We start from the raw sequence: 13,398 nt of genomic DNA, 5'->3' as shown, positions 1-13,398 counted from the left end.
CTTCGTGCCCAGGGAGCGAATCGCTTCGGCGGGCCATGCCGCCGAGTGGGTGCTCGACTTCAGTCCGGGCACGCTCCGGGCCATCGCGGCCCTCGAGCTGCTGGCCGCAGCCGGACTGATCCTGCCTGCTGCGCTGGGCATCGCGCCCGGCCTCGTGCCGGTCACCGCCAGCTGTGTGGCGCTGTTGTTCGTCGGAGCGGCAACGATGCGCCTCCGCCGCGGGGAGCGGGCCACGGTGGTGCCCGACCTCGTGTATCTCGCGCTGGCCATCTTCGTCGCGTGGGGCCGCTTCGGCCCGCATCCCTTCCCCGCCTGATCCGCTGGGTCGAGAGGTGTCCGGGCCACACGTCGCGTCAGGCACGCCGCCGCCGCTGTCGACGGCGCGAAGTGTGTGGGGCAGCAGGGGCTTGAACCCTGGACCGACGGATTATGAGTCCGCTGCTCTAACCGGCTGAGCTACTGCCCCGGACGCCACGACTGGATCGTGGGCGCAGTGAGTCTACCCACCCGGGCGCGGTCGCCCGTCCCCGACGTCCTAGGCTCGACCGGGAAACGCAACGTGAGGAGCAGCATGGGTGAGGGGATCCGCGTCGCGGCGGTCGACGATGTCGAGCCGGGCGAAGCGCTCGTCCTGCCCGAGGACCTGACGGGGACGGACGAGCCCATCTCGCTCTTCCGGGATGACGACGGCAGCTACTACGCCCTCGACGACACGTGCTCGCACGAGGACGCCTCTCTCGCCGAGGGATGGATCGAAGCCGGCGAGGTGGAGTGCCCCCTCCACGCGAGCCGCTTCTGCCTGCGCACCGGTGAGGTGCTGTGCCTCCCAGCGACCAAGCCAGTGGCCAGCCACAAGCTCGAGATCCGCGACGGTGAGATCTACCTGTTCCCGGGTGTTCCCAACGACGCCTGACGCCCTGACTGGCATCGGAGTGCCGGGAAGTGCTGGTACGCATGGGTCTGCTGGTGCACAATGGGTCACGGGCTCACGGAAGTGAGCCCAGCGGCATACAACTTCATCTGAGTCCGACAGCACGAGCTGACCGGCATGCGCGAGGTCGTTGGGGAAGACGTCCCTTGCACGTGAGGAGGTCAGGATGTCTGTCGCGATGCCGCGTTCCCCGCGCTACACCACGCGCGGGGTGGTGTTCATCCACGGTGCCCCGACGGCACTGTGCCCCCACATCGTGTGGGCGATCGAGGCCGTCCTCGACCAGCGGATCTCGCTCGACTGGATCCCGCAGCCCATCCTGCCTCGCACGGTGCGCACGGAACTGTCCTGGACGGGCGCGGTGGGCACTGGCGCCGAGTTGGCAAGTGCCCTCCGCGGCTGGGAAGGCCTGCGCTACGAGGTGACCGAGGATCCGACCGCCGTCTCCGACGGGTCGCGATGGTCCTTCACGCCGAGCCTGGGCATCCACCACACGATGACGAGCGTCAGCGGCGATGCGGTTGTCCAGGAGGACCGGCTCCGTGACGCGCTGATCCGCAGCCGCGGCGACGCGGCCGCGCTGCAGGACGAGATGGACCTGCTGCTCGGAGTCCCGTGGGACGACGAGCTCGAGCCGTTCCGCTACGCCGGCGAGGGCGCACCTGTGAGGTGGCTGCACAAGGTCGGCTGACGGCTCCCACTCCGACGCCCGTCTCCAGCGTCGCGAGTGGGCTTCCCCGGGGCCCGGACGGTTCGTGCGTCCGGGCCCCGATCTGCTTGTGGAAAACCACTGTGCGGCAACGGCCTCCACGTGCGACGCTTGACCGGTGCGGAGCCGCGCTCGCGCGACGCCGCCCTTCGACCGTCCCGGAAGGCCCGTCATGGCAACGGCTCTCACCTCGCAGGCGAATCGCGAACGCCGCGATGTCACCCGGTTCTACCCCAGCCTCGCCCAGCCGTGGGGCGCGAAGCCCTTGTGCGACATCAGTCGTCGTCCCGACCGCGAAGCCGGTCCGACCTGAGCCCCCAGCGCTCAGACGGGAGCCGCCGCCGGGATTGCCGGTCGGCGGCTCTTCTCGTGCCGCCAATCCAGACAGAACACCTCACACCCGAACGCGACCCGGAAAGGACCTCGTTGGATGACCAGGCACGGCCTCCGTCTCAGGACGACATCGCGCGCCGCAGAGGCGGCGCACCCGCGGACGCTCGGCCGGGACCTGTTCGACTCCAAGGCGTTCACCGCGGCGACGCACCACCCATTCGAGCTCGGCGACGTCACGCCGCCATGTGCCGACGAGGACCCGGAGCTGTTCTGGCCCGCGACGGAGGCGGAAGCCGCGCTGGCCAAGACGGTGTGTCGCGGTTGTCCGCTGGTCCGGTCCTGCCTCGCGATCGCTCACGAGCGTGGGGAGTGGGGTGTCTGGGGCGGGCAGCTCCTGGCGAAGGGGCGCGTCACGACGGACCTGCCGGGCAACGTCCGCCCCTCACCTCGCGAGCAGCCCCGCACCGCCTGACCCAAAGCCGCTGGGCTGGGACCGCGCGATGGCGCGGACGCAGCCCAGCGGCATACGGCCAAGAGTTGTTTGCGTCGTCAGACGCTCTTGATGGCGAGGGCCACGTTGTGACCGCCGAAGCCGAACGAGTTGTTCAGCGCAGCCACGTCGCCCTTGGGGAGCGTGAGGTGCTCGCCCGTGACGACGTTGAGCGGGATCTCGGGGTCCTGCTGGTCGAGGTTGATCGTCGCCGGCACGGTGCGGTGGTGGACGGCGAGGATCGTGAGGACGGCCTCGAGCGCACCGGCCGCACCAAGGAGGTGACCGGTCATGGACTTCGTCGCCGTGACGGCGATGTTGTCGGTCAGGTCGCCGAAGGCGCGCTTGATCGCGTTGTACTCCGCGACGTCACCGACGGGGGTCGACGTGGCGTGGGCGTTGATGTGGCTGATGTCGCCGAGGGACAGGCCGGCGCCCTCAACGGCGAACACCATGGCGCGCGACGCGCCCGATCCCTGCGGCTCTGGGGCGGTGATGTGGTGCGCGTCGGCGGACAGGCCGACCGAGGCCAGCTCGGCATAGATGCGAGCGCCGCGGGCCCGGGCGTGCTCCTCGGACTCGAGGACGATGACGGCGGCCCCCTCACCGAGGACGAAGCCGTCACGCTCCGTGTCGTAGGGCCGGGACGCCTTCTCCGGCTCGTCGTTGCGGGTCGAGAGGGCTTGCATCGCAGCAAAACCGGCGATCGGCATGGCGTGGATTGCCGCCTCGGTGCCGCCGGCGACGACCACATCGGCCCGGCCGGTGCGGATCATGTCGATCGCATAGCCCATGCTCTCCGCACCGGACGAGCACGCGCTGACGAGGGTGTGGACCCCGGCGCGGGCGCCGAGCTCGAGCGAGACAGCGGCCGACGGGCCGTTGGGCATGAGCATCGGGACGGCGAGCGGGTAGACCCGGCGCGGCCCCTTCTCCTTGAGGGTGTCCCACTGGTCGAGCAGCGTCCATACGCCACCGATCCCGGACCCGATCGCGGTGCCGAGCCGCTCGGGCTCGACCTCGGGTGTGCCGGCGTCGGCCCAGGCTTCCCGGGCCGCGATGAGGGCGTACTGGCTGGAGGGGTCGAGTCGCCTCGTCTCGACCTTGGCGAGCACGTCCGCCGGCTTGGTCGCGATCGTGGCGGCGAAGGTCACGGGCAGCTCGTACTTGGCCACCCAGTCGAAGTCCATCGTGCGGGCTCCGGAGCGTCCGGCGAGAATGGCTTCCCACGTCTCAGGGGCGGTGCCGCCCACAGGCGTCGTGGCGCCCAGGCCGGTGACGACGACGCGTCGGTTGGACGTCATGGTGAGGTGCTCCTCGTCAGGTGAAGTCGGGTGGTTCGTGCGTTCGTGAGATTCCGTATGCCGCTGGGCTGGGTCCGTGCCACTCGGCGGGACCCAGCCAGGCGGGTTTCGGGAGGGTCGCTCAGCCCTGGGCGCTGCCGATGTAGCTGACGGCGTCGCGGACCGTCTTGAGGTTCTTGACCTCGTTGTCGGGGATGCGGACGCCGAACTTCTCCTCGGCGTTGACGACGATCGTCATCATCGAGAGGGAGTCGATGTCGAGGTCCTCGGTGAAGGACTTGTCCAGCTCCACCGACGAGGTGTCGAGGCCGGTCTCCTCGTTGACGATCTCGGCAAGACCCTCGAGGATCTCCTGCTCGGACTGAGCCATCTGTCTGCTCCTTTGGCGGTGATGTGATGGTGCTCACTTGGTGATGTGGCCCCGAGTACCCGTCGGGACAAGCGGGAAACGACGAGTCCTCAGGGGAGGACGATGACCTGGGCGGCGTAGACCAGGCCGGCCCCGAAGCCGATCTGCAGGGCGAGGCCGCCACTGGGGATCTCGCCCTCCGCGAGCATCCGGGTCGTGGCGATCGGGATCGAGGCTGCGGAGGTGTTGGCCGTCGTGACGATGTCGCGCGCGACGGGGATGTCCGGGGGCAGCTTGAGCTGCTTGACCATGGCGTCGACGATCCGGATGTTGGCCTGGTGCGGGATGAAGGCGTCGAGATCGTCGGCCTTGATGCCCGCCCGGTCGATCGCCTGCTGCGCGATCGGTGCCATGCCCCAGACCGCCCAGCGGAACACGCTCTGGCCGGCCATGGTCAGCATCGGCCAGCCCTTCCTCGACGCTCCCTCCACCGTGGCGGCCTCGGTCGCGTCGGCCTGGGCGGCCTCGGCGCTGCCGTCACCCAAGCGGTCACGGACCTCCAGCCAGGAGTGCCGGTTCGAGATGACGTCGCGCTGGCCGCCGTCGGAGCCCCAGACGGTCGGGCCGATCCCGGGCGTGTCCGACGGGCCGATGATGGCGGCTCCGGCGCCGTCGCCGAAGATGAAGGCCGTGCCACGGTCGTACGGGTCGGTGAAGTCGGTCAGCTTCTCGACGCCGATGACGAGGACGTAGTCGGCCGATCCGCCCTTGACCATGTCGCTGGCGGTCGCAATGCCGTAGCAGTAGCCGGCGCACGCGGCCGAGATGTCCATCGCTGGAGCGGTCGAGCCGAGCCGGGCCGCGAGCTCCGGTGCGGCGGCAGGCGTCTGGTAGGGGTGGGTCACCGTCGCCATGAGGACGAAACCGAGCTGGTCGGGTGTGATGCCGGCGTGGTCGAGAGCCTGCCGTGCCGCGTGCTCGGCCATGTCGATGACGCTCTCGTCATCGGCCGCCCAGTGCCGGCTCACGATGCCGGAGCGCTCCCGGATCCACTCGTCGCTCGAGTCGATCTTGTCCACGATCTCGGCGTTGGTGACGACGCGAGCCGGCCGGTAGGCGCCGACCCCGACGATGCGTGAGTGGCGGGGGCTGCCCGGGTCGATGATCGCGCCGGTGCCCTTGGGCTGGGGAGTGGTGGTGGATGAAGTCACAGGTGATGCCTCACTCGTCGTCGACTCGTGTGGAAAGGGTGGCGGCGTGCGTCGCGGGGGTGCCCGCGTGCGCCGAGATCATGCGTTGGGCGGCCTCGAGGTCGTCCGGGGTCTTGAGGGCGAGCGTCTCGACGCCCTTCATCGCCCGCTTGGCCAGACCGACGAGGGTCCCCGCCGGCGGCAGCTCGATGACGCCGGTGACGCCGAGCCCCAGCATGGTCTCCATGCACAGGTCCCAGCGGACCGGGTTGCTCACCTGGCGTACGAGGCGGTCGAGGGCCTCACGGCCGTCGCTGACGGCCTGGCCGTCCGCGTTGGACAGCAGCGTGACCGACGGCGCCTGGGTCTGCAGGGTCCCGGCCAGCTCCTCGAGGACGCTGACTGCGGGCGCCATGTGGTGGGTGTGGAAAGCCCCGGCGACCTGCAGCGGGATGACGCGTGCCTTGGTCGGGGGATCGGCCGTGAGGGCCTCGAGCTGCTCAAGAGTCCCGGCCGCGACGGTCTGCCCGGCTCCGTTGACGTTGGCCGGGGTGAGGCCGTGGCGCTCGAGGGTGGCGAGCACGTCGTCCGGGTCTCCGCCGAGCACCGCGGCCATCCCGGTCGGGGCTGCGGCACTGGCGGTGGCCATGGCCCGACCGCGCTCACGGACGAAGACGACTGCGTCACCCGCGTCGAGGACACCCGCTGCGGCCGAGGCGGTGATCTCGCCCACCGAGTGGCCCGCCACGAGGCCGACGCCGTCGAGGGTGGTGGCGGCGTCGCCGAGCAGGGGAGGGAGCGAGATCAGCCCGGCTCCCACGATGAGGGGCTGGGCGATCGCGGTGTCCTTGATGGTCTCGGCATCGGAGGTCGTGCCGTGGGCGACGAGGTCGATGCCGGTCTCGTCGGACAGACGGACGAGCTGGTCGCGGACGCCGTCGACCTCCAGCCAAGGGGTGAGGAAGCCGGGTGACTGGGAGCCCTGTCCGGGGCACACGATCGCTAGCACCCCTCCAGCCTCCCCGATCCAGGGCGCGAATGGAGACTCCGAAGGTCACTAACTCGATCGGACTGGTTTGGAGGTTTCCTCCAACTGCGGTCGGGGGCTCGTTCGGCTGGCCCGATCGGCGTCGGAGAGCCTGCCGAGGGCCAGGGCGATCCGGGCCGCCCAGGCGTCGCGCGGTTGCGTCAGGTCGAAATGGGTCAGGTCCTCGATCCGGCCCAGCCGGTAGCGGACCGTGTTGGGGTGCACGAACAGGGCCCGGGAGGTGGCCTCGAGGGAGCGACCGCTCTCGAGATAGGCCTCGGCGGTGGCGAGGAGGGTCCGTTGAGCCGACCGCGCGAGGGGTCGGTGGATCTGGTCCACGAGCCGGCGCTGCGCCGGGACGTCGCCCGCCAGGGCACGCTCCGGGAGGAGGGCGTGCGACTCCACGATCCGCGGCGCACCGGGCCAGGCGGGGGCGGCGGAGAGCCCGCTCAGCGCCGCCCGCGCGGACCGGCCCGCGGCGAAGAGATGGGGAACGGTCGGACCCACGACGATCGGGCCCTCCCCGAAGCGGTCCGACACGGACGAGACGACGGCCAAGGGGTCCTCGATGCCGCCGAGGATCGCGATGAGCCGGGTGCGCTGCACGATGGCCAGCGCCTCGCCGCCCTCGTGTCGCACAGCCCGTCGCAGGGCGTCCACCGACGCGGCGGCCCCACCATCGGTCAGGGGAGTGGTTCCGACGACAACGGTGACGTGCCCGACCTCGTCCCAACCGAGCGCCGCGGCGCGGGACTGCATCGAGTCGTCGGCCTCGCCTCGGAGCACGGCATCCACGACAAGGGCCTCGAGCCGTGCGTCCCAGGCCCCGCGCGCCTCGGCTGCGCCCGCGTACACCTCTGCTGCGGCGAAGGCGATCTCCCGACTGAATCGCAGCACGGACTCACGGAGCAGCTGCTCGTCCCCCGGGCCGGCCAGGCTCTCGACGCGGGACTCGACGACCTCGACGACGGTCCGGACGAGGTCCAGGGTGTGTCGGAGGCTCACCGTCCGGGTCAGCTCCTGCGGCGCGTTGGCGAAGATGGAGATGGCTGAGGGAGCGCTGTCCTCGTTGCCCCTGAACCAGGCGATGAACTCGGAGATGCCGGCCTGGGCGACGAGCCCGACCTGGGACCGCTCGGCTGCCGGGAGCTCGCGGTACCAGGCGAGCTTCTCCTCCATGCGGCGAGCGGCGAGGGTCGCGAGCTCGCCTGCGCTGCGATCGACGGCGCGCGAGGTCTCGCTGCTCGGTCGGCGCCGGTCCGCTGCAGTCACGACCCCAGCCTACGGTCGGGCCCCACATCCTCGAGCCGCTGCTTTGTATGCGGCGGACAAACCCTTCAGCGCGCGGTGAGGACCGAGGTGAAACCCGCGTACTCCCGAGGACCGTCGAACCAGGGCAGTCCTGCGGCGAGCTCCTCGGAGAATGTCGCGAGATAGGCGACGGCAGAGGCATGGTCCGGAAAGGTCGCGCGAGTCTCGATGTCGCGCTGGGTCACGTGGCGAAATCGACGTCGCAGTGCCGCCGCCGCGTTCTCGGAGGAGAACTGCGTGACGAGGGGCTCCCCGCCGGCCTCGCGCAGGAGCTCGGCCAGGTGGCGGTCGCCGTTGGTCGCAACGGCGAACTGCCCTCCGGGCCGCAGCACCCGGCGGGCCTCTCGAATGGCACGATCGAGGTCGGCCACGTGGTAGAGCACCCACGCGGCGACCACGCCATCGAACGTCTCGGCCATGAAGGGCAGCTGCATGGCGTCGACCAGTCGAGTGGCGACGCCACGGCGTTTGGTCGCGGCGACCATGGCCTCTGACTGGTCCGTCGCCAGGTAGTCGCACTCTGGCATGGTCTCCATGACGAGTCTTGCGAACTGCCCCGTCCCGCAACCGATCTCGAGAATCTCTCGTGGGCGGGCCGAGACGACGGCGGTCAGCAGCACGTCGACTGGAGTGACACCCTCCGGTCCCGGTCCCCAGACCCCGGCGCGGGTCAGGAGCGTGTCGGTTCGCTCGTACTGCCGGGTGACCTGCACCTGCTCGGTCATCGAGTCCACCCGCGCGAACATACCGGCCCATACCGGGCGTGATGTCGCGGCGCGCCGCGCTTCCTTCACCGACACGTCACCAAGGCGTCGATGAACGGCCTCTTGGCTGTTGCACACCCCCGGGTGAATGGTCGTCATGAAGCGACTCAGCCCGGTGCTCACCACGGCGGCCCTCGCCTCGGGCGCGGCCCCTCCCGACCTCTCCGCGCCGCCCCTGGTCATCGCTCACCGCGGCGCATCCGGCTACCGTCCCGAGCACACCCTCGCCGCGTACGAGCTCGCAGCGCGCCTGGGGGCGGACTTCATCGAGCCGGACCTGGTCTCGACGAAGGATGGCGTGCTCGTCGCTCGCCACGGGCCGGAGATCTCGGCGACGACCGATGTGGCCGAGCAGCCCGAGTTCGCCTCCCGGAGGACCACCAAGCACATCGACGGGCGCAGGGTGACCGGATGGTTCACGACCGACTTCACCCTGGCCGAGCTGAAGTCGCTGCGCGCCAAGGAGCGACTGCCGCAGATCCGGCGGGAGAGCACGAGGTGGGACGGCAGGTTCGAGGTGCCCACGTTCGACGAGGTGCTCGAGCTGCGCGAGCGGCTGAGCAAGGAGCTGGGGCGTGAGATCGGCGTCTACCCGGAGACGAAGCACCCGACCTTCTTCGTCGAGGCCGGTCTCGACCTCGAGGCCAAGGTCGCCGACGCGGTGCGCCGCCACCATCTCGACCGTCGGAACGCGCCGATCTTCATCCAGTCGTTCGAGCTGTCAGCCCTCTTCGAGCTGCGCGAGGAGCACGGAGTTCGTGCTCCGCTCGTCTTGCTCGTCACGAGCGGAGCGCCCTATGACCTCGTCGCCAAGGGTGACCCGCGCACGTACCGCGACCTCATCCAGCGGGACAGCCTCCTCGAGCTGGGCAAGACGATCAACGGCATCGGCCCGGAGAAGTCGCTCGTCATCCCGCGCAACCGCGACGGGACCTTGGGGAGCCCGACGGGCCTGGTCGCGGACGCCCACGCCGCGGGGCTCACGGTCCACCCGTGGACGTTTCGTGCGGAGAACGCGTTCCTGCCCGCGGGGCTGCGCACCGGGGCTGGCCCGACGGCGTTCGGACGGGCCGTCGAGGAGCAGGTCACCTACCTCGAGGCGGGGATCGACGGTCTCTTCACGGACCACGCGGACGTCGGCGTCGCCGCCAAGGCCGAGTTCCTGGCCCGCAGCTTCGCGAGGCGGTCTCAGTCGGTGCCGAACTCCATCGCGGCGCGGTCCAGCGCGTCGTCCTGGGCGTCCACGTCGACCGCGGCCGGGTTGGCCGAGATCGCGACGGCGCCACCGGGGGAGAGCTCGCCGACCAGCTGAGCCGACCTTTCCCCGAGAAGGCCGTGAGCGGCATACAGCTCAAGCTTGGCGCGCGAGTCGGCGATGTCGAGGTTGCGCATCGTCAGCTGACCGATGCGGTCGACCGGGCCGAAGGCGGCGTCCTCGGTCCGCTCCATCGACAGCTTCTCGGGGTGGTAGCTGAAGGCGGGGCCGGTCGTCTCGACGATCGACCAGTCGTCGCCACGCCGGAGGCGCACGGTGACCTCCCCCGTGACGGCGGAGGCGACCCACCGCTGGATCGACTCCCGGATCATCAGGCTCTGCGGGTCGAGCCAGCGCCCCTCGTACAGCAGCCTCCCCAGCCGCCGTCCCTCCGCGTGGTAGTTGGCGATCGTGTCCTCGTTGTGGATCGCGTTGAGCAGGCGCTCATAGGTGAGGTGCAGCAGGGCCATCGCGGGAGCCTCGTAGATGCCCCGCGACTTCGCCTCGATGATCCGGTTCTCGATCTGGTCGCTCATGCCCAGCCCGTGGCGGCCGCCGATGGTGTTCGCCTCCATCACGAGGGCGACGGGGTCCTGGTACTCCACGCCGTTGACCGCGACCGGCCGGCCCCGCTCCCACCGGACCGTGACGTCCTCGGTCTCGATCTCGGCAGACGGGTCCCAGAAACGCACGCCCATGATGGGCTCGACGATCTCCATCGACTCGTCGAGGTACTCGAGGGTCTTCGCCTCGTGGGTGGCGCCCCAGATGTTCGCGTCGGTCGAGTAGGCCCTCTCCGCACTGGCCCGATAGGGCAGCTCCCTCGCGGTCAGCCACTCGGACATCTCCTGGCGACCACCGAGCTCGCTGACGAAGTCCGCGTCGAGCCACGGCTTGTAGATGCGCAGCTCGGGGTTGGCCATGAGGCCGTAGCGGTAGAACCGCTCGATGTCGTTGCCCTTGAACGTCGACCCATCACCCCAGATGGAGACGCCGTCCTCGTGCATGGCGCGCACGAGCAGCGTGCCCGTGACGACGCGGCCCAGGGGAGTGGTGTTGAAGTACGTCTTCCCGCCGCTGCGGATGTGGAAGGCGCCGCAGGCGATCGCGGACAGGCCTTCCTCGACGAGCGCCGTCTTGCAGTCGACGAGGCGGGAGATCTCCGCGCCGTACTGCCCGGCACGGCCGGGGACGGACCCGATGTCCGGCTCGTCGTACTGCCCGAGGTCCGCGGTGTAGGTGCAGGGGACGGCGCCCTTCTCGCGCATCCACGCGACCGCCACCGAGGTGTCGAGGCCGCCCGAGAAGGCGATCCCGACTCGTTCACCGACAGGGAGCGACGTCAATACCTTGGACACGCCTGCAAGTATATGCATAGTCGCGCATAGTTATCCAAGGAGTCCGTATGCCGCTGAGCCCGCTCCCAGCGGGGAGCGGGCTCAGCGGGTCGGCCGGATCTACCCAGCCTCTAGGACTCGCCGCCGGCGTTGCCGGACGTGCCGGCCGTGACGTCGTCGAGGCGGTAGCGCTGCGCTGCCTGCATCGGGACGTCGGCCGGGACCTTGCCCTCCGCAGCGAGCAGCTGGAGGGCGCGGACCGCCATCGACGGGCCGTCGATGTGGAAGAAGCGGCGAGCGGCAGGCCGGGTGTCCGAGAACCCGAAGCCGTCGGCGCCCAGGGATGCATACGTGCCGGGAACCCACTCGCGGATCTGGTCCTGCACGGCCCGCATGTAGTCGGACACGGCGACGACCGGGCCCTCTGTGCCCTGCAGGCACTGGGTCACCCAGGGCACCCGGCGCTCTTCCTCGGGACGGAGGAACGCCTGCTCGTCCGCCGCGAGGCCGTCCCGGCGCAGCTCGTTCCACGACGTCACGGACCACACGTCGGCCGCCACGCCCCAGTCGTCGGCGAGCAGCTGCTGGGCCTCGAGCGCCCACGGCACCCCGACGCCGGAGGCGAGCAGCTGCGCTCGAGCCGGGGTGTGCTGCCAGCCCTCGGTGTGTGCCGCAGAGAGCTTGTACATGCCCTTGAGGATGCCCTCGACGTCGACGTTCTCCGGCTCCGCCGGCTGGACGATCGGCTCGTTGTACACCGTCAGGTAGTAGATGAGGTTGGCCGCATCGCCCGACTGGCCCTCGCCGTACATCCGGCGGAGCCCGTCCTGGACGATGTGCGCGATCTCGTACCCGTAGGCCGGGTCATAGTGAACGACGGCCGGGTTGCTCGAGGCGAGCAGCGGGCTGTGCCCGTCGGCGTGCTGCAGTCCCTCACCGGTCAGGGTCGTGCGCCCAGCGGTCGCCCCGATGAGGAAGCCGCGGGTCATCTGGTCGGCCGCCGCCCACAGGCCGTCGCCGGTGCGCTGGAAGCCGAACATCGAGTAGAAGACGTAGACCGGGATCATCGGCAGTGAGTGGGTCGCGTACGACGTTCCCGCAGCGGTGAACGCGGCCACCGACCCGCCTTCGTTGATGCCCAGGTGCAGGATCTGCCCTTGCTCGTTCTCGCGGTAGGCGAGCATCAGCTCGGCGTCGACCGGGGTGTAGTTCTGCCCGTTGGGGTTGTAGATCTTGATGGTCGGGAAGAACGCGTCCATGCCGAAGGTGCGGGCCTCGTCGGGGATGATCGGCACGACTCGCTTGCCGAACTCCTTGTCGCGCAGGAGGTCCTTGAGCAGCCGGACGAACGCCATCGTCGTGGCGACCTCCTGCTTGCCCGAGCCCTTCTTGACCTGGGCGTAGGCCTCGTCGCCCGGCAGCTTGATCGGCTCGAAGTCGACCTTGCGGTGCGGCAGCGTCCCGCCGAGCTTCTGCCTGCGGTCGATGGCGTAGCGGACCGTCTCGTGGTCGGCGCCCGGGTGGTAGTAGGGCGGGCGGTACGGATCGGCCTCGAGCTGCTCGTCGGTGATCGGGATGCGCAGCGAGTCGCGGAACTGCTTGAGGTCCTCGAGGGTCATCTTCTTCATCTGGTGGGTCGCGTTGCGGCCAGCGAAGTGGGACCCCAGCCCGTAGCCCTTGATCGTCTTGGCGAGGATGACGGTCGGCTGACCGGTGTGCTCCATCGCAGCCTTGTACGCGGCGTAGACCTTGCGGTAGTCGTGGCCACCGCGCTTGAGGTCCCACCAGACCTGGTCGTCCGACCAGTTCTCGACCATCTTGAGCGTCCGCGGGTCGCGCCCGAAGAAGTGGTCCCGGACGTACTTGCCGTCGTTCGCCCGGAACGTCTGGTAGTCGCCGTCGCTCGTCTGGTTCATGATGTTGACCAGCGCACCGTCACGGTCAGCCGCGAGCAGCGGGTCCCAGCCTCGGCCCCACACGACCTTGATGACGTTCCAGCCCGCGCCCCGGAAGAACGACTCGAGCTCCTGGATGATCTTGCCGTTGCCGCGCACCGGGCCGTCGAGGCGCTGAAGGTTGCAGTTGATCACGAACGTCAGGTTGTCCAGAGCCTCCAGTGCCCCGACATGCAACAGCCCCCGGCTTTCCGGTTCGTCCATTTCGCCGTCGCCCAAAAAGCACCACACGTGCTGGTCGGAGGTGTCTTTGAAGCCGCGGTCGCCGAGGTAGCGGTTGAAGCGCGCCTGCATGATCGCGTTCATCGGGCCGAGGCCCATCGACACCGTGGGGAATTGCCAGAATTCCGGCATCAGGTACGGATGCGGATACGACGACAGCCCGCCGCCTTCGGCAAGTTCCTGGCGGAAATTCTGGAGCTGCTGTTCGTCCAACCGCCCTT

At 69.7% G+C, this 13,398-nt stretch carries 12 protein-coding genes, 1 tRNA gene and 1 pseudogene; 5 read left to right on the top strand and 9 right to left on the bottom strand.

Annotation, left to right across the window (positions count from 1 at the left end; translation table 11 throughout):
• Positions 1 to 316: DoxX family protein (locus ABF401_RS20415; protein WP_353511429.1), on the top strand; the 316-nt coding region annotated here is incomplete at its 5' end.
• Between the two features lie 76 nt (positions 317 to 392).
• On the opposite strand, the gene ABF401_RS20410 is transcribed toward ABF401_RS20415, so the two are convergent.
• Positions 393 to 466, bottom strand: a tRNA-Ile gene (locus tag ABF401_RS20410).
• A gap of 105 nt (positions 467 to 571) precedes the next feature.
• Here ABF401_RS20410 and ABF401_RS20405 point away from each other — a divergent pair.
• The 3 genes from ABF401_RS20405 to ABF401_RS20395 all read left to right on the top strand — a co-directional run bounded on the left by ABF401_RS20405 (position 572) and on the right by ABF401_RS20395 (position 2,445).
• On the top strand, positions 572 to 913 hold the full coding sequence (locus ABF401_RS20405; RefSeq protein WP_353511428.1) for a non-heme iron oxygenase ferredoxin subunit: 342 nt from the start codon (positions 572 to 574) through the stop codon (positions 911 to 913).
• 184 nt (positions 914 to 1,097) lie between these two features.
• Entirely contained in the window at positions 1,098 to 1,622 is a 525-nt protein-coding gene (locus ABF401_RS20400) for a DUF3145 domain-containing protein (protein ID WP_353511427.1), read from the top strand.
• A gap of 448 nt (positions 1,623 to 2,070) precedes the next feature.
• Positions 2,071 to 2,445: a WhiB family transcriptional regulator gene (locus ABF401_RS20395; RefSeq protein ID WP_353511426.1), complete on the top strand. Its 375-nt coding sequence runs from the start codon at positions 2,071 to 2,073 to the stop codon at positions 2,443 to 2,445.
• Between the two features lie 77 nt (positions 2,446 to 2,522).
• Here ABF401_RS20395 and fabF read toward each other — a convergent pair whose 3' ends face one another.
• From fabF to ABF401_RS20365, 6 genes are all read right to left on the bottom strand, one after another.
• Positions 2,523 to 3,767, bottom strand: coding sequence for a beta-ketoacyl-ACP synthase II (gene fabF, locus ABF401_RS20390; RefSeq protein ID WP_353511425.1), 1,245 nt, complete (start codon positions 3,765 to 3,767; stop codon positions 2,523 to 2,525).
• Between the two features lie 121 nt (positions 3,768 to 3,888).
• Complete coding sequence (locus ABF401_RS20385) at positions 3,889 to 4,137, bottom strand: acyl carrier protein (protein WP_353511424.1); 249 nt, start codon at positions 4,135 to 4,137, stop codon at positions 3,889 to 3,891.
• 89 nt (positions 4,138 to 4,226) lie between these two features.
• A complete protein-coding gene (locus tag ABF401_RS20380) occupies positions 4,227 to 5,327 on the bottom strand; it encodes a beta-ketoacyl-ACP synthase III (protein WP_353511423.1) in 1,101 nt (366 codons plus the stop codon).
• A gap of 10 nt (positions 5,328 to 5,337) precedes the next feature.
• Positions 5,338 to 6,315 (bottom strand): ACP S-malonyltransferase, encoded by a 978-nt coding sequence (locus ABF401_RS20375; protein ID WP_353511422.1) that lies wholly within the window; start codon positions 6,313 to 6,315, stop codon positions 5,338 to 5,340.
• Positions 6,316 to 6,363: 48 nt separating this feature from the next.
• Positions 6,364 to 7,605, bottom strand: a complete 1,242-nt coding sequence (locus ABF401_RS20370) for a PucR family transcriptional regulator (RefSeq protein WP_353511421.1) — start codon at positions 7,603 to 7,605, stop codon at positions 6,364 to 6,366.
• Positions 7,606 to 7,670: 65 nt separating this feature from the next.
• Positions 7,671 to 8,507 carry a class I SAM-dependent methyltransferase gene (locus tag ABF401_RS20365; RefSeq protein ID WP_353511420.1) on the bottom strand — a complete coding sequence of 279 codons (837 nt, stop codon included), beginning with the start codon at positions 8,505 to 8,507 and terminating at the stop codon, positions 7,671 to 7,673.
• Here ABF401_RS20365 and ABF401_RS20360 point away from each other — a divergent pair.
• Positions 8,497 to 9,531, top strand: a pseudogene (locus ABF401_RS20360) (glycerophosphodiester phosphodiesterase); the annotation flags it as partial. The gene ABF401_RS20365 and the pseudogene ABF401_RS20360 sit on opposite strands and share 11 nt — an antisense overlap.
• Before the next feature lie 65 nt (positions 9,532 to 9,596).
• Here the strand turns inward: ABF401_RS20360 and argG are convergent.
• A complete protein-coding gene (gene argG / locus ABF401_RS20355) occupies positions 9,597 to 11,021 on the bottom strand; it encodes an argininosuccinate synthase (RefSeq protein ID WP_353511419.1) in 1,425 nt (474 codons plus the stop codon).
• Between the two features lie 110 nt (positions 11,022 to 11,131).
• Positions 11,132 to 13,398: pyruvate dehydrogenase (acetyl-transferring), homodimeric type (aceE, locus tag ABF401_RS20350; RefSeq protein WP_353511418.1), on the bottom strand; the 2,267-nt coding region annotated here is incomplete at its 5' end.

Source organism: Intrasporangium sp. (assembly GCF_040414665.1).
Lineage (GTDB): Bacteria > Actinomycetota > Actinomycetes > Actinomycetales > Dermatophilaceae > Intrasporangium.
Note: the sequence above shows the minus strand (reverse complement) of the source record. Positions and strands in the feature narration are given on the sequence as shown.

What these genes read in the sequence shown, in the direction of transcription:
- ABF401_RS20385 (WP_353511424.1), bottom strand. Translation starts at nt 4,137, where the DNA reads ATGGCTCAGTCCGAGCAGGAGATCCTCGAGGGTCTTGCCGAGATCGTC.
- ABF401_RS20400 (WP_353511427.1), top strand. Translation starts at nt 1,098, where the DNA reads ATGTCTGTCGCGATGCCGCGTTCCCCGCGCTACACCACGCGCGGGGTG.
- ABF401_RS20365 (WP_353511420.1), bottom strand. Translation starts at nt 8,507, where the DNA reads ATGACGACCATTCACCCGGGGGTGTGCAACAGCCAAGAGGCCGTTCAT.
- ABF401_RS20395 (WP_353511426.1), top strand. Translation starts at nt 2,071, where the DNA reads ATGACCAGGCACGGCCTCCGTCTCAGGACGACATCGCGCGCCGCAGAG.
- fabF (WP_353511425.1), bottom strand. Translation starts at nt 3,767, where the DNA reads ATGACGTCCAACCGACGCGTCGTCGTCACCGGCCTGGGCGCCACGACG.
- ABF401_RS20405 (WP_353511428.1), top strand. Translation starts at nt 572, where the DNA reads ATGGGTGAGGGGATCCGCGTCGCGGCGGTCGACGATGTCGAGCCGGGC.